Here is a 14,641-nt window from a genome sequence, read left to right on the forward strand (position 1 = left end):
TCTCTGTGTGTGCTCACGCGGTTCGGCGGTACAGCCAGGCGTCCGGCAGGCGGACCAGCTCCAGCCCCGGGGTGTCGAGCCCCAGCGCCTCGGCCGGCCCGAGCACCAAACAGCCCCCCGGGGCCAGGGCCGCGGTGAGGCGCCGCAGGATCTCGCCCCGCGCCTCGGGGCGGTAGTAGATCAACACGTTTTGGCAGAAGATCACGTCTTGGGGCGGCCGCGCCGGGCCGCCCCCGAGCAGGTCGCACGGCTCGAACCGGGTGACCGCCCGGAGGTCCGGCCCCACCCGGTACCCGGCCGGGGCCGCCTCGAAGAACCGGCGCAGCACCCCCGGGGGCACCGCCGCCAGCTCGTGCGCCCGGTAGCACCCGGCGCGGGCGCGCTCCAGCGCCGCGGGGCTCCGGTCCGTGCCCACCACCTCCACCTGCCACCCGGCCAGCCCGGGGTCCGACAGGCAGGCGATCCCCAGCGAGTACGCCTCCGGGCCGGTCGAGCACCCGGCGCTCCACAGCGCGACCCGCGCGCCCCCCTCCCGCCGCCGCCGCTCGCGGGCCGCCGGCAGGGCGAACCCGGTGAGGGCCGCGAACGCGGCCGGGTCGCGGAAGAACCGGGTGTCCCCGTTCAGCAGCCCGTCGAGCAGCCGGTCCCACTCGGGGGCCGCCGGGCACGCCGCCAGGTGGCGCGCGTACTCGGCGGGCGCCGCGAACCCGCACGCCCGGGCCCGGGCGGCCGCCACCTCGCCCAGGACCCGGGCCCGCGCGCCGCCCAGGGACATCCCGGAGCGCTCCTCGACCGACTCGCGCCACCGGGCGAACTCCGCGTCGGTCAGCTCGACCATGACGCCCTCCGGGCGCGGCGGTTACGCGAGTTGCTTCTTCCGGGTCCCGTTCTTGCCCGCCGGGGCGGCCGGCTCGGCCTGCACCATCATGTGCGCGGGGAGCCGGAACGCGCTGAGCGAGCCGCGCAGGTCGTCGGCCAGCCGGGCCAGCTCGTTCACCGCCTCCGCCGTCTGCTTGGTCCCGGCCGCCGTGCTCTGGGTGATCTGGCTGACGTCGGACATGGACCGGGCCAGCGACTCGGACCCGCGGGCCTGCTGCTTGGACGCCAGCGAGATGGACTGGATCAGGTCGGCCAGTTTGGCCGCCACGTCCTCGATCTCGCCCAGCGACTGGCCGGCCTGGTTGGCCACCTTGGACCCGCCGACCACCTCCTGGATGCTCCGCTCCATCGCGGCCACGGCCTCGTTCGTTTCGCCCTGGATCGCCCGCACCAGCACGCTGATCTTCTTCGTCGCCTCGGTGGACCGCACGGCCAGCCGCTCGACCTCCTCGGCGACCACCGCGAACCCGCGGCCCGCGTCGCCCGCCGCGGCGGCCTGGATCGACGCGTTCAGGGCCAGGATGCTGGTCCGGTCGGCGATGTCGTCGATGAGCTGGACGATCTGGCCGATCTCCTGCGAGGTCTCGCCCAGCCGCTTGATCCGCTTGGCCGTCTCCTGGGCCTGCTCGCGGATCCGGTTCATGCTGTCGATGGTGTTGCGCACGGCGGTGTTGCCCTGCTTGGCGTTCTGGAGCGCCTGCTGGGCGACCGTGGTGGAGACGGCCGCGTTGTCGGACACCTGCTGGATGCTGGTGGCCATCTCGTCGATGGCCGCGGACATGTTCACGATCTGCTCGGCCTGGGTCTCGGACCCGCCGGCCAGGTGCTCGGCCGACGAGTGGATCTCGGTCGCGGCGCTGGACACGTGGCGCGTGGCCGACTGCACCCGGCTGATGATCTTGCGGAGCTCCTCGACCGTGTAGTTGAACGAGTCGGCGATGGCCCCGGTGATGTCGGCGGACACCTCGACGTCCTTGGTCAGGTCGCCGGTGCCCACCCCGCTCACCTCGTCCAGCAGCTTCATGATGGACCGCTGGATCTCCTCCTTCTCGCCCCGCGACTGGATCAGCACCAGCGTGTTGTCGAGCATCTTGTTGAGCGAGCCGGCCATCGCCCCGAGCTCGTCCTCGGACGCGACCGCGACGCGGGTCGTGTAGTCGCCCGCCTCGATCTTCGCGAACGTGGCGCTCAGCCCGTCGACCTGCCGGGTGATGCTGCGGGTCACGACGAGCACCACGACGCCCACGACCATGAGCCCGACCGCGATCCCGGCGATCGAGGTCCAGTTGGTGTACCGGTCCCGCGACACCCGCTCGGTCAGCAGTTCGACCAGGAGCGGATCGATGGCGTCGAACAGCTTGTACGCGGCGGCGGCGGCGGCGTTCGCCTTGTCGTAGTACACGCCCTGCGACTGCTTCACGGTGTCCGCGCCGAGCAGCTCCTCGCGGACCAGAGCGACGTACGCGTCCACCTGCCGGGTGTGCTCGTCGAACGCGGGCCGGAGGGCGGCCGCCAGCCTCGGGTTGTACCGGACCGCGCTGTCGATCTGGCGGCGGATGTCGCTCCGGGCGTCGTCGATCTGGCTGAGCAGCACGGCCAGATAAATTCGCTCGTCGAGGGTCAGCGTGTTCTTCAGGTCGTTGTTGTTCGCTTGCGCGCGCAGGAGCACGGCGTTGGCCTTGCCGCGGATCTGGCTGATCGCGTCCGCCTCCGTGAGCGCCTGCTGCGTGAGGATGCTCTGCAGGTAGTAGGCGTCCACCTGAGAATCGAGGGCAAGGCCGGCGAGTTCGGCGATGTCCCGGCTCAGCTCGAACACCTTGGCGATCAGCGCGTTGTGCCGCTGGAAGCTGACCGCGTCCTCACCCACCTGGTAGCCGGCAACGGCGGCCCTCAGTGCGCCCCACTCGTCACGAACGGCGGCCACCCGCCCGGCCAACTTGAACTCGTCCTTATCGGCAGCCAGGGCCGCGTCGAGTTCGTTGAGGCTTGCGTCAACGTCGGCCGCCGCCCGGTTCCGCTCGGCGGTCCGCTCGGCGGCCCCGTTGAGAATCTCGCGCGTGTTCGCCCGGTGCTGGGTGAGCTGCCGGCTCAACTGTTTGATCGGCCGGAGCATCTCCAGGGCCCGCAGCTCCCGCTTGGTGTTGTCGATCGCGTCGTTGCTCTTGCGGACCACGACCGAGGTGAGGAACACGATCGGGAACAAGAACGGGACGGCGATGAGGGCGCACTTCTGCCAGACCTTGAGGCGCCGGAAGCTCACCAGTTGGGGCAGTCGGATCTTGGCCATCGGTCGTCACCTCGAATGGGTTGCGGCGGGCGGGGGTGGCCCCAGGCGCCCGGGCTCGGAAGTAGTTCGTGTGGTTCGGGGGCGCCGGTCAGGCGGGCGCGGTCGTGTCGGCTTCCGCGGCGGCCAGCAGCTCCGCCGGCGCGAGGCGGTGGACCAGGCCGCCCGGGTCGACCGTGACGCCGGTCAGGAACCGCGCGAGGTGCGCGTCGGCTGGCGCGGCCGGCGCCGCGGCGTCCAGCGCCCGGATGCCGGCGACCTCGTCCACCAGGAGGCCCAGCGGGCTGTCCCCGGCAGCGCCGTGCATCACGACCAGCCGGGCCGCGGTGCCCGCCGCGGGCAGGCCGAGCAGGCCGGCCAGGTCCGCCACGGTCACCACGTCCCCGCGGACGTTCGCGACCCCGGCGACCCACCCGGGCACCCCCGGGAGCGGGGTGAGCGGGAGCCGCTGGCGGACCTCGCGGACGCTCTCGATCGGCAGGGCGAGCGTGCGGCCGGCGGCCCGGACGACCAGGTGCCGGTCCCGGCCGGTGCGGCGGGCCGGCGCGGCCTCGGCGGCGCCGAAGCCGGCGCCCGGGGCGAGCGGGGCGGGGGCCAGCCCGGCGAGCAGCTCGGCCAGGGACGCCCCGGCCGCCGACCGGTTCACCTCGCAGGCGAGCGCGCGCTCGGCGGCGGCGGCGGGCGCGCCGGGAGCCGTGACCGCCGCCGTGAGCCGCAGCCGCCCGGGCGCGAACCCGGCCAGCCGGGCGGTCTGGCGCCACGATCCGCCGGGCGGCAGGTCCGCGGCCGGCCACTCGACCCGGTCGCCGGCGATCGAGAGGGTGCCGCCGGCCGAGGCCGAGCGGAACAGCAGTTCGTCGGGCACCGAGAGGGTCACGCGCGCGCCGGCGGCGGGCGCGGCCCCGCGGTTCGTGACCAGCACCTCGAAGGTCGCCTCGTCGTCGGTCGCGATCCGGTCGGGGGCGCCGAGTTCGACCGCCAGTTCGACCGGCGGCGGCGCGACCTCAATGACCGCCCGGCCCGCGGGGCCGTCCGCGGCGGCCGCCTCCACCGCCCACCGGACCGGGTGCCCCGCCGCGGTCAGCAGCAGCTCGGCCGCCCGGGACTCGCCGGCGGCCAGCGGCGGCAGGGCGACTTCTGCGACGCACGGGCCGCCCGGCCCGTCGGGGCGTGCCCCCACCCGGACCTCGCCGCACGGGGCGGCGCCGGTGTTGGTCACGGTGAGCGGGAGCGCCGGGCGGCCGGCGGGGTCGAACGCGACCGGGCCGCAGGACAGGGCGAGGGCAGGCGCCGGGACCGGGCGGAACGCGACCAGCGCGGTCCGCGGGGCCGCGACGAGCGGGGCCGTTTCGGGGGTGATCGGGAACCGCACCGCGAGGGTGACGGCGGCGCCGGGCCGGAGCGCGCCCAGCTCCCAAACGAGCCCGGCGGCGGTGCGGCGCGACGGGCGCGTGGCCTGGACCCGCGGGACGCCCCGCGGCAGCGGGAACTCGACCCGGCACTCGTGGGCGACCGGGCCGGCGGGGGCCGTGACGGCGAACCGGTACAGCGCGTCGCCCGGCGGGTCCGTCGGGGCGTGTTGCACCGCGAGCGGGGAGACCGCCCAGTCGCGCGGCGCGGGGTCGCGCGGCGGCGGGGTCCGCACCGGCTGCGGCGTTTCGGTCAGGGCGGTGGGCGGCGCCGGCGGCTCGCCCGCGGTCGCCCCCGCGGGAGCGGCGGGCGGCGGGACCGGTTGCGGGCCGGGGTCCGCCGCGCCCGACGGCGCGGCACCGGGATCGGTGGGATCGGACGGCAGGCCCGGCAGCGGCAGGCCCGCGAACAGCGGGAGGTCCGCGCCGGGGGCGGTCAGCCAATCCGGGAGATCGTTCGGCGTCACGTGCGGCCCCGAGGGTTCGGCGGAAGGGTGCCCGGCCCCTTGATAATTATCGAATAGTAATTTTAAAAATCAGTACAACCGAGTCACATTTGTGATCAACTCGTCGCTCGCGAACGGCTTGGTGAGGTACGCGTCGGCCCCCTGCTTCATGCCCCAGAACTTGTCCGCGTCCTGGTTCTTGGTGGTCAGCATGAGCACCTTGATGTGCTGCGTCTCGGGCGCGGACTTGAGCTGTCGGCACACCTGGTAGCCGTTCTTCTTGGGCATCACCACGTCCAGCACAATCAGGCGGGGCTGCTCGCGCCCGGCCTTCTCGATGGCCTCGTCGCCGTCGGCCGCGGTGATCACGCGGTACCCCTTGGCCTGGAGCGCGGAAACCACCACCCGCTGTTCGGTGGGGCTGTCGTCTACCACGAGGATCGTGTCGTTCGGCATCGAAGCATCTCCGGTTGAAAGAACAAAAGGCGGGTCGCCCGCGCCGGCCGTCCGCCGGCGCGGCACGGGTCAGCCCGGCGGCGCCTTCGCGATCGGGGCCAGCCGGGTCACGGTTTCCAGCAGCTTGTCGGCCTCGAACGGCTTGGTCACGTAGTCCGCGGCCCCGACCCAGCGGCCGTGGAGCTTGTTCAGCAGCCCCGTCTTGCCGGTCAGGAACACGACCGGCACGGTGGCCGTCTCGGCCGTGGCTCGCAAGAACTTGCACAGGCCGAACCCGTCGATCCCGGGCATGTTGATGTCGAGTATGAACAGCTGCGGCGGCCCCGAGTCGCGGACCAGCCGGGACGCCTCCTCGGCGCCGTGCGCGAGGACCACCGAGTACCCGGCGGCGGTGAGGAGGCTGGACACCATCATGCGCACCGTGGCGCTGTCGTCCACGACCATCACTTTGGGGCCGGGGGCGGGGGCCGGGGCCGGGGCGCTCTCGGCGCGGGCCGCGCCGGCGCCGGTCTCCCGCTGGGCACTGAGGAACCGGACCGCGTCGGCGCGCCACGGCGGCCCCGGCGGCGCGGCCTTTTGGACCGCCGCCTGAAGCGCCCGGACCGCGAAGTCGGTGTAGCCGAGGTTCAGGTAAGCGAGGCCCAGGGCGTGGGCCGTGTCGGCGCTGGGGTCCGTGGTCCAGGCGGCCTTGAGACGCCGGGCCGCGGCCTCAACGAGTGCCCGGTCGACCCCGGGGGCCGGGGCGTCGAACAGTTCGGGCCGGTCGAGGGCGGTCACCGCCCCGCACCCCGGGCAGGTGGTGGTGACGGTGTCGTCGGCCGCCGCGGAGTGCTCGCACAGCGGGCAGCGCCAGGGGGGGGCCGGGGCGGGCCCGAGCCGAGCCCGCAGCTTCGCCAGCCCGGCCTTGGCCTGGGCGCTGGCGGGGTTGCGCTTGAGCACCTGTTCGAGGAACGTGATCGCGGTGCCCGGGTCGTCGGTGACCCCGGCGCGCCACAGCCAGGCGGCCTCGTTGGTGGCGTCCAGTTCCGTCGCCTCGGTGAGCAGTCGCGCGGCCGCCGCCCGGTCGTTCGCCCGGGCGGCCTCCACCCCGGCCCGGAACACGGCCTGCGGCAGGGCCGCGAGGGCGGTCGGGTTGCTGGCGTTGAGGTTCAGCGTGGCCCGGATCCCGATCAGCGCGTCGACCGGCTTTTCCGCGGTGCTGGCGTACCAGAGCCAAGCGGCTTCGTTCCGGGGGTCCCGCTCAGTGATTTCCCCGAACAGCGCGTGCGCGCGGGCCTTCTCGCCGCCGTGGGCGGCCTTCATGGCCTCGCGGAGCAAGTGGACCAGCTTTGGCGACATTGACGGCTGCATAGCAAGTCAAATTCGTTTATTTTTTGTTTCAGACTGTCGGGAATACCGTAAGCATGCGGGACGAACCGAACGTGGTCAAATTCGCATGGGTGTTTATTGCCGGTCGAATTATGGCAGTGAAATAATTTCACCTGTGGTCCGAGAGTGAGGTGTTACGCGATGTGGCGTTCTGCGCCCCGGAGCGCGGCACCGACACGAACAGTCGCCGCGCGTGTCACTCGTGCCGCGGCGGCGGCCGCTCAAGGGCCTGCGGACCGGGCGCGCGGCGTTTTTGAGTTAGGCCGGGGGGCGAGCCGACCGTCGTTACACGTCCCAAGGGCGGGAGCAAAACGTTGCCGTGAACGGGTTCGTGTTGCGCGCGAATTGGTGTTGGGTACGTTGCGGCGTGTGGATCCGTGCGCAGCTCTTCACGTTCGGAGCTGATCGGGGAGTTGGCGAGTGTCGGGTGACGTGACGGCCGTAACCAGTTCCGATCTCTCGGGCACGCGGCCGAGCGGGTCGAGGCGGGGGCACCCCGAGCTATCCCTGAGAACCTCTCGCTTCGACGCAACAACGCAATACCGATATGATATTATAAATAAATATTTATATACACGATCGAAATGTAAAAATTATCTTACCATATCCAGTTAATCGACGGGGATGACTTCTCCCCCGATTCGGCGTGACGGCGCCCCAGAAGGCGCTCTCGCTCACATCCCGCCCCAACAACCTCACGCTACCGTCCCCGAACCCGCACAGCAGCCCTCCCGGATGAACGATTGCGGGACTGGCGAGTCAGAGGGATGACGCCTACGGCAAGAAGGTCTGGGTCGACATTATTGCCAGCTACGTTCGGCCAAGCATCTTTATTCGCACCGGCGAAGTTGTGGGAGGCTCGCACCACTTGTTTGAGCGCGTTCGTGTTCCGCACTCGCTGAGCCGCTTCCCGGACCTTTTGAACGGCGGGCAGCAACAAAGCAAGGAGCATGGCCAGAATGGTAATTGCGATGAGCAACTCAATCAGAGTAAATGCCGGCCTCAATTGACGAGCCATTCCGATGGCACTCCCATAGAAGCCCTGGCAAAGCTACTGCGGCCGTCGCGCACCAGGTCCATGGCCATCAATACCGAGAGTCGTCGGCACGTGAGTTTGGTGAAGCGGGAAGCCCGAACAGGCACGAGGTCGTGAGCGCCGGGTGGCAAACTCATGACGGCCGCCCGTGCGCCGCAGGTGCTTCAGCGCCCCTCACGCACCCGACCGCGGACGGTCACAGAATCGGCATCAGCCAGGCTCAGGGCGTTGGGCACGCTCCCCGCGCGCAGTTCCGCAACGATGCGGTTTGTACTCCGCGATCGATTCCGGGGAATTGTGCATTACGAGGTAAACAGTCCGGCGATTCCCGCCCATGGAAAAGCGGACATCGGCTTGGTCGGAAGGCTTGTGGTGGGCGTAGACGGGGACGGATTCTTTCTTCGGCGGCATGGCTCACTAGGGATACGGCGTAAGACTACGCCGCTTCCTGACTGATCCGGCCGCACTCCCGAACGTCGAGAGGTAAGCTTAACTGCTTCGGCAGAAAGGAATTACAAACAGTGCGCCCGCTCGGATTCGAACCGAGGACCAAGCGGTTAAAAGCCGCTTGCTCTACCAGCTGAGCTACAGGCGCGTGAACAGCTTGCACGCATCTACGATAGGAACACCGGCAATAGTTTCCAGTTGTTCATCTCCGGTAACCTGCCATTTTTCCAGTTAGATCACGCCGCAGCTTTCGCGGCGCAGGTTGGACCGTGACCACATTCCGGGCCGTGTTCGCCCGGTTGCAGGCCGCTCACGTGCGCGTCGTCAGGAAGTTCTTCTGAGTTGTATCCAAGGCGACCGGTTCCGACTTCAATCGTGGACCGAGAGCGTTCACCACGCCGGTGTGGTACCAGGGCCTTTCCTTGATTCACTCTACGTAACTCCGATAAGTCCCTTGGCCATTGCCGGGTCCATCTGGAGCCGCTCGATCGCCTCCGGGCAACTCACCGCCTTGACCTCACGCCACAGGTGCACCACGGCGTTCCGCAGCGCCGCCAGCACCTGTGGTGCGTGCCCCATGCGCACACGACACGCGTCCTCGCCCAGTGTCACGTCACGCACGTAATGCAGTTCGTTCTCGATGCGCCAGTGCGTCCGCACATGGTTCAGGAGTGTGGCCGCATCCGCCTTCTCGGCCGACAGGCTCGTGATGCCGAAATGCACTTCGACCGTCGTTTGGCCTCGGACCGTCCGCTCACGCGTCAACTGGAAGCCCTGCTTCACCCCCGCCCACGTCGGCGAGCACGTCAGAATCGAGGTCGTTTGCAGCGTCCGCTTCTCGATGCGGCCGTGACCCTTATCGACGGTCGTGGCGATGCGGCTCGGGGCGGGCGGAGGCCGATCCCCAGGGGGAAGTGGCCGCCGCGATCGATCGGGCGGCGGTCTCGAAGGCGAACCCGGCTCGGATGTCGATCCCCAATCCGGGTTGGTTGTCCTTCACCGTGAGCACGTAGTCGCCGCCGGCCCCGACCACCTCCTCGGCCAGGTCTCGCTGGCAGAACATGGCGTCGCCGACCACGACCTTCCCTCGCAGCGGCAGAATGCCGAGGAGCGTCAAGGCGGCCTTGTGCTCGTTGGTGCTCGCATCGACCTTGACCTGGGCGAGTACGGCACCGACGGTGGGGGCGTATGCGGCCAGCAGGTGCTGACCGGGGATCGCGCCGTTGCGAGAGCCTCGAAGGGTCTTGCCGTCGATGGAGATGTGTGTGAAGGCGGCCGGGTCGACGCGGCTGGCGATCCAGTACGAGAGGACGTGCTCCAGTTGGTCGGCGTCGAAGCGTCGCAGGGTGCGGGAGAGCGTGGAAACGGCCGGGGTCTTGCCGCGTCGGAAGCCGAGGGCATGGGCGAGGGCGGGTCCGTGCTGTCGCCCGAAGCGAGCGATGCCATTGAGGCTGGTGCGCCCCATGAGCATGGCGAGGGCGACGAGTCCGAGGAAGGGGGCGAGTGGGTGGATAAGGCCGTGCTTGCTGCGGGGATCGGGAACCGCCGCCAGGGCATCGACCAGGGTGCAAGGAGACATGGGTACCTTCCTGGCTGCGAGAAGGCGCCCCACATAGCCACGTTCCCTCGTGTAAGCAAGGTGAAATAAGGAAAGGCCCTGGGTGTGGTACAGTGTCCCACCGGAACGCAGGTTGATTCAGCCGGCGGGACACTGTACCACACCGGCGAAACGAACAACGCTCGCGGGAACGCAATCGCGAGCAACTGCACCCGCGGCGGAGCGCCGCAGAGAAGGTCTCGGAACCGGCCGCCCGTGGCTCACAACCGCCGATGTTACGGCGGTCTTGTTCATGCCTACTTCTGTTGAGCCGCGCGGTCGTGTGCGGCCCGCTGCTCGAACTCGTCTGTGATCGATTTCCCCGCGGCGTTTTGCGGGCACCGGGACTGCGGGAACGTCACGATGAAGCCCCGGTTCCCGTCTACCGCGCCGAAATCGATTCGGGTGCCCCGGGCGTACGGGCGCTGCCACTCGAGCACCACACACCGAATCCCGTCGACCACGAACTCGAAATCGTCGTCCCCCGGGGGAGCGGCCTCGATATCGAGTTTGTTCTGGAAACCAGTACACCCGCCGCCTTTGATCGTGTACCGCAGCCACCACCGATCGATGTTCAGACCCGCGACGTGCGTCCGGAGTTCGTGGGCCGCCGCTGGTGTGATTTCCAGGTACACCCGCTCCCGCGGGGGCGGGGCCAGTTCCAGCGCCGGGCCGGCAAGACTCGGCGCCGGGGTGCGGGGCCGCGCGTCGCGCACGGGCATGTCGCACCCCGTGAGCCACACAAGAAAAAGGGCGAACGTAGGCCCGGTTTGGGCTCGGATCATGGGCACGGTCTCGTTGATTTCACAGACCCGCTCCATGCTACCAGACCCGGCCGGCCACGCAACCGTCACTTCTTCTTCGGCTCGGCCTCCTTCGCCGCAATGCCGGGGCTGGCGTTGAACACCTTCACGACGGCCGCCGTCTTCACGTTCCACACGGCGACGCTGCCGTCGTAGCTGCCGCCCGCGACCAGTTCACCGTCGGGGCTGAAGGCCACCGTGTACACGTAGTCCGTGAGGCCCGCCAGCGACTTGCCCGCCGCCAGCGTGTCCATGTTCCACAGCCGCACGGTCTTGTCGGCGCTCGCGGTGGCGAGCAGCGGCTGCTTCGGGTTCGCCACGACCTTGAACACCTCGTCCCCGTGCCCGCCGGCGTTCTTCACCTGCTTGCCCTCGCCGTTCGGCTTCCAGGTGCGGAGCTGCTTGTCCGCCCCTACCGAGTACCCGGCCGAGCCGTCGGCCTTCACCGCCACCCCGTACACGATGTTCTGGTGCTCGGGGAATGTCACCACCGACTCCTTCGCCTTCAGGTCCCACACCTTCGCGGTCTTGTCGCGCCCGGCGGTCAGCAGGTACTTGCCGTCCGCCGAAATGGTGCAGCCGAGTACCCAGTCCGCGTGGTTCTCGACCGTCTGAACCGGCTTCGCCTTATCGAGCCCCTCGGACAGGTCGAAGACCCGCACGGCGCGGTCGCAGCCGCCGGCCGCCAGCGTCTTACCGTCCGGGGTGACCGCCAGACACAGCACCGAATCTTCCACGTCGAACAGGTGCTTCACCAGCACCTTCGGGTCGTTCACGCCGTCGAGCACCTCGACCCCGTCTTCCCCTCTGGCGGCCCCCCCCCCTGCGGGTTCCCCTGCCCCCCCTCCGGCCTTCCCCTTCGCAGCGAGGTCGTAGATGCGAACGTCGCCCTCCTGCCCCGGGCGCCCGCCCGCGACCGCCAGCTTGCCGTCCGGCAGGAACGCCAGACCGTAGGCGCGTTCGGACCGGGTACGGACCCGCTTCGTCAGCTTCCCGGTAGTCGCGTCCCACACGGTGAGTTCGTGGTGCCCGCCCACCACCACCGACTTGCTGTCCGGCGTAAACGCCAGCGCGTTGACGATGACCGCGAACGGGTACGCCTTCGGCGGCACCGGCGGCTGCCACCGCACCCGCAACTCCTTCACGAGGTCGCCCTTCGGGTCGATGCCGGCGTCGAGCTTCGCGCCCTCCTTGATCCACCGCTCGACGAGATCGGCCTTGCCCTTCGGAACGGCCTCGCCCTTGTCGCGCGGCGGCATACGCCGCTGGTCGGTGGTGACCAGGAGCGCGTGGAACTCGCTCTGGTCGGGCTTGCCCGGCACGATCGGGTCGCCGCCGGTGCCGCCCGCGCGGATCTTCTCGTAGGTGGTCATGTCGTACTTGCCCGACTTCTTCTTGGAGTCGTGGCACGCGAAGCAGTTCTCCTTGAAGATCGGGGCTACGTCGTTGATGAAGCTGACGGGCTTCTGGGCGTTGGCCGCCGGCAGGTCCGAGAACAGCAAGAGGTATGAGGCGATCAGCGCGGCGACTGCGCAAAGGACGCACGCACAGTATCGGTGGCGCAGCATGACTGGGTGTCTCGGAGAAAGTGAGTCGGGGCAGGTTTGGGAGTGAGTGTAACGGATGTCGGGAGCGGGAGCAACGAGATCGGGCCGAAGAACGAACTCGCGTCCCCTCCCTGAGCACACGGCGGAGGCCAACACGCCGCAGGGTACTACAAGGGATCGAGCATCCACTCAGGGTGTCTTGGGTTGCTAAATCCCTGAATTACGACCGGATCGGTAGCTTTTTCCTGCCGACAGGTAACTCTGACACGGTGCGAGCGAACTTCACCACATTTCGACAATCCGCCCCCTACTGTGGGCTCCCGATCAAGCTCGCCAAACGGTGCATCTTGACAACCGGTCGTCCGATGTTCGGACAGTTAGTTACCGGCGTGGACAAGAACTGATCACCCGATCTGGAGTCGCGTTTTTCCGACTTTTCGGCACCGTGCCGGCACCCGGTTTGCAACTTACATTGCCACTCAAAGTAGTGCTTCCGCACAATTGGACGGTCGATTTGCGACGGATCGCACGAGACGGTACTCGCCGCTCGTAGCTCTCGCCCGTCGCCCCTACGCGGCGGCCCGGCCGCGAACCCGTCGCCCCCAACCCAAGTCCGCGAGGTCCTTGTCACTATGGGCTGGAGCAAGGAACGTCTGGAAGAAGTTGCCCGCACACGTCTGGGGGGCGCGAAGCTGATCGTGGTGGCGAACCGGGAGCCGTACATCCACCGGTACGCGACGGACGGTGCTGTGGAGTGGATCCGCCCGGCGGGCGGGCTGACCACGGCGCTGGACCCGGTGATGCAGGCGTGCGGCGGGGTGTGGGTGGCGCACGGGTCCGGGGACGCGGACCGGGCGGTCACCGACCCGAGCGGCCGGGTCGGGGTGCCGCCGGACGACCCGAACTACGTGCTGCGGCGGGTGTGGCTCACCCCGGAGCAGGAGGACGGGTACTACTACGGGGCCGCCAACGGGATGCTGTGGCCCCTGTGCCACCAGGTGTTCGCCCGCCCCGCGTTCGACCCGGGGCACTGGGACGCGTACCGCCGGGTGAACCAGACGTTCGCCGACGCGGTGCTCGAGGAGGCCCAGGGCGGGCCGGCCCTGGTGTTCATCCAGGACTACCACTTCGCGCTGCTCCCGCGGCTCCTCAAGGCGGCCCGCCCGGACCTGGTGACGGCCCAGTTCTGGCACATCCCGTGGCCCGGCCCGGAGAAGTTCCTGGTGTGCCCGTGGGCCCGGGACATCCTGGACGGGCTCCTGGGCAACGACCTGATGGGGTTCCACACGCAGCACGACTGCAACCACTTCCTGGAGTGCGTGGACCGGGCCCTGGAGTGCCGCATCGACCGGGAGCGGTTCGCGGTCCAGCGGGGCGGCCAGGCGACCACCGTCAAGCCGTTCCCGATCAGCGTGGACCCGGCCCTGGCCGACGAGTACCTGGGGGACGACTGGGCGGCTCGGGCCGGGGCCATCCGGCGCCGGCACGGGTTGGGGGACCGGCCCCTGATCGTGGGGGTGGACCGGGTGGACTACACCAAGGGGATCCCGGAGCGGCTGCGGGCGGTGGACCGGGTGCTGCACCGGCACCCGGAACTCAGGGGCGGGTTCCACTTCGTGCAGGTGGGCGCCCCGAGCCGCTCCAGCATCCCGGCGTACCGGGATCTGACCGCCGAGGTGAACGGGTTGGCCGCGCGGATCAACCGGGAGCACGGGACGGCGGGCTGGCAGCCGGTGGTGTTCCTCAACGCGCACCACGGGCCGGAGGACATCTTCGCGCTGTACCGAGACGCGGCCGGGTGCGTGGTGAGCTCGCTGCACGACGGCATGAACCTGGTGGCCAAGGAGTTCGTCACCGCCCGCGCCGACGATCGCGGGGTGCTGGTGCTGTCCACGTTCACCGGGGCCGCCCGGGAGCTGACCGACGCGGTGCTGGCCAACCCGTTCGACGTGGACGAACTGGCCGACGGGCTGCACGCCGCCCTCACCATGCCCGCCGCCGAGCAGGAGCGCCGCATGCGCCGCATGCGCGCCCAGGTCGACGACCACAACATCTACCGCTGGGCCGGCATGCTGTTGTCGGAGGTCGGCAAACGCGTTCCGGATTCGCCCCCGCCGCCCGCGGAGAAGTCGGAAGGGGAACGCGAGCCGAACAAGAACTTGCGCGCCTACGGGGATGAGGAGGCGATCGCTCGCGAAACCTACGTGACCGCAATGCAACTGGCCGGTGCCTGACGCACGAGAGTCCGCCAACAGGCATCTGAACGTGGCCGCGACCGCGCGGGGCGATCCTGTCGCTCCCGTATGGTCGCGGCCACAACCAGTTTAAGAGAAGACACCCACACCACATTCACGCATTTCCGGAATAAC

The 14,641-nt window shown here is 69.6% G+C and carries 12 protein-coding genes and 1 tRNA gene; 1 reads left to right on the forward strand and 12 read right to left on the reverse strand.

The window, feature by feature from the left end; translation table 11 throughout:
• Positions 1–13: 13 nt before the first annotated feature.
• The 12 genes from GobsT_RS32730 to GobsT_RS32780 form a co-directional block, all read right to left on the reverse strand.
• On the reverse strand, positions 14–838 hold the full coding sequence (locus GobsT_RS32730; protein WP_010047920.1) for a CheR family methyltransferase: 825 nt from the start codon (positions 836–838) through the stop codon (positions 14–16).
• 21 nt (positions 839–859) lie between these two features.
• Positions 860–3,166: a methyl-accepting chemotaxis protein gene (locus GobsT_RS32735; protein WP_010047918.1), complete on the reverse strand. Its 2,307-nt coding sequence runs from the start codon at positions 3,164–3,166 to the stop codon at positions 860–862.
• A gap of 88 nt (positions 3,167–3,254) precedes the next feature.
• The gene (locus GobsT_RS32740) at positions 3,255–5,039 is read right to left on the reverse strand and encodes a chemotaxis protein CheW (RefSeq protein ID WP_010047916.1); all 1,785 of its coding nucleotides are present in this window, start codon (positions 5,037–5,039) and stop codon (positions 3,255–3,257) included.
• Positions 5,040–5,108: 69 nt separating this feature from the next.
• Positions 5,109–5,474, reverse strand: a complete 366-nt coding sequence (locus tag GobsT_RS32745; RefSeq protein WP_010047914.1) for a response regulator transcription factor — start codon at positions 5,472–5,474, stop codon at positions 5,109–5,111.
• 69 nt (positions 5,475–5,543) lie between these two features.
• Positions 5,544–6,812 carry a response regulator gene (locus GobsT_RS32750; protein WP_157506991.1) on the reverse strand — a complete coding sequence of 423 codons (1,269 nt, stop codon included), beginning with the start codon at positions 6,810–6,812 and terminating at the stop codon, positions 5,544–5,546.
• 597 nt (positions 6,813–7,409) lie between these two features.
• The gene (locus tag GobsT_RS41320) at positions 7,410–7,586 is read right to left on the reverse strand and encodes an H-X9-DG-CTERM domain-containing protein (protein ID WP_417936413.1); all 177 of its coding nucleotides are present in this window, start codon (positions 7,584–7,586) and stop codon (positions 7,410–7,412) included.
• Entirely contained in the window at positions 7,543–7,860 is a 318-nt protein-coding gene (locus GobsT_RS40875; protein WP_071529344.1) for a type II secretion system protein, read from the reverse strand. Before GobsT_RS40875 ends, GobsT_RS41320 begins: the two co-directional genes overlap by 44 nt.
• A 540-nt stretch (positions 7,861–8,400) precedes the next feature.
• Positions 8,401–8,473: transfer RNA gene (locus GobsT_RS32760), tRNA-Lys, on the reverse strand.
• A 284-nt stretch (positions 8,474–8,757) separates the two neighbouring features.
• Positions 8,758–9,201, reverse strand: a complete 444-nt coding sequence (locus GobsT_RS32765; protein ID WP_109570720.1) for an ISAs1 family transposase — start codon at positions 9,199–9,201, stop codon at positions 8,758–8,760.
• Positions 9,182–9,904: an ISAs1 family transposase gene (locus tag GobsT_RS32770; protein ID WP_010035860.1), complete on the reverse strand. Its 723-nt coding sequence runs from the start codon at positions 9,902–9,904 to the stop codon at positions 9,182–9,184. Before GobsT_RS32770 ends, GobsT_RS32765 begins: the two co-directional genes overlap by 20 nt.
• Positions 9,905–10,179: 275 nt before the next feature.
• Positions 10,180–10,707 carry a HesB/IscA family protein gene (locus GobsT_RS32775; protein WP_109570719.1) on the reverse strand — a complete coding sequence of 176 codons (528 nt, stop codon included), beginning with the start codon at positions 10,705–10,707 and terminating at the stop codon, positions 10,180–10,182.
• 65 nt (positions 10,708–10,772) lie between these two features.
• Complete coding sequence (locus GobsT_RS32780) at positions 10,773–12,293, reverse strand: c-type cytochrome domain-containing protein (protein WP_010048653.1); 1,521 nt, start codon at positions 12,291–12,293, stop codon at positions 10,773–10,775.
• A 611-nt stretch (positions 12,294–12,904) separates the two neighbouring features.
• Here GobsT_RS32780 and GobsT_RS32785 point away from each other — a divergent pair.
• Positions 12,905–14,506 (forward strand): alpha,alpha-trehalose-phosphate synthase (UDP-forming), encoded by a 1,602-nt coding sequence (locus GobsT_RS32785; RefSeq protein WP_010048651.1) that lies wholly within the window; start codon positions 12,905–12,907, stop codon positions 14,504–14,506.
• Positions 14,507–14,641: the final 135 nt, after the last annotated feature.

This window comes from Gemmata obscuriglobus (assembly GCF_008065095.1).
In the GTDB taxonomy this organism is placed as follows: Bacteria; Planctomycetota; Planctomycetia; order Gemmatales; family Gemmataceae; genus Gemmata; species Gemmata obscuriglobus.

Coding starts and splice junctions, on each gene's coding strand:
- GobsT_RS32735 (WP_010047918.1), bottom strand. CDS start 3,166: ATGGCCAAGATCCGACTGCCCCAACTGGTGAGCTTCCGGCGCCTCAAG.
- GobsT_RS32785 (WP_010048651.1), top strand. CDS start 12,905: ATGGGCTGGAGCAAGGAACGTCTGGAAGAAGTTGCCCGCACACGTCTG.
- GobsT_RS40875 (WP_071529344.1), bottom strand. CDS start 7,860: ATGGCTCGTCAATTGAGGCCGGCATTTACTCTGATTGAGTTGCTCATC.
- GobsT_RS32770 (WP_010035860.1), bottom strand. CDS start 9,904: ATGTCTCCTTGCACCCTGGTCGATGCCCTGGCGGCGGTTCCCGATCCC.
- GobsT_RS32750 (WP_157506991.1), bottom strand. CDS start 6,812: ATGTCGCCAAAGCTGGTCCACTTGCTCCGCGAGGCCATGAAGGCCGCC.
- GobsT_RS32730 (WP_010047920.1), bottom strand. CDS start 838: ATGGTCGAGCTGACCGACGCGGAGTTCGCCCGGTGGCGCGAGTCGGTC.
- GobsT_RS32775 (WP_109570719.1), bottom strand. CDS start 10,707: ATGATCCGAGCCCAAACCGGGCCTACGTTCGCCCTTTTTCTTGTGTGG.
- GobsT_RS32745 (WP_010047914.1), bottom strand. CDS start 5,474: ATGCCGAACGACACGATCCTCGTGGTAGACGACAGCCCCACCGAACAG.
- GobsT_RS32780 (WP_010048653.1), bottom strand. CDS start 12,293: ATGCTGCGCCACCGATACTGTGCGTGCGTCCTTTGCGCAGTCGCCGCG.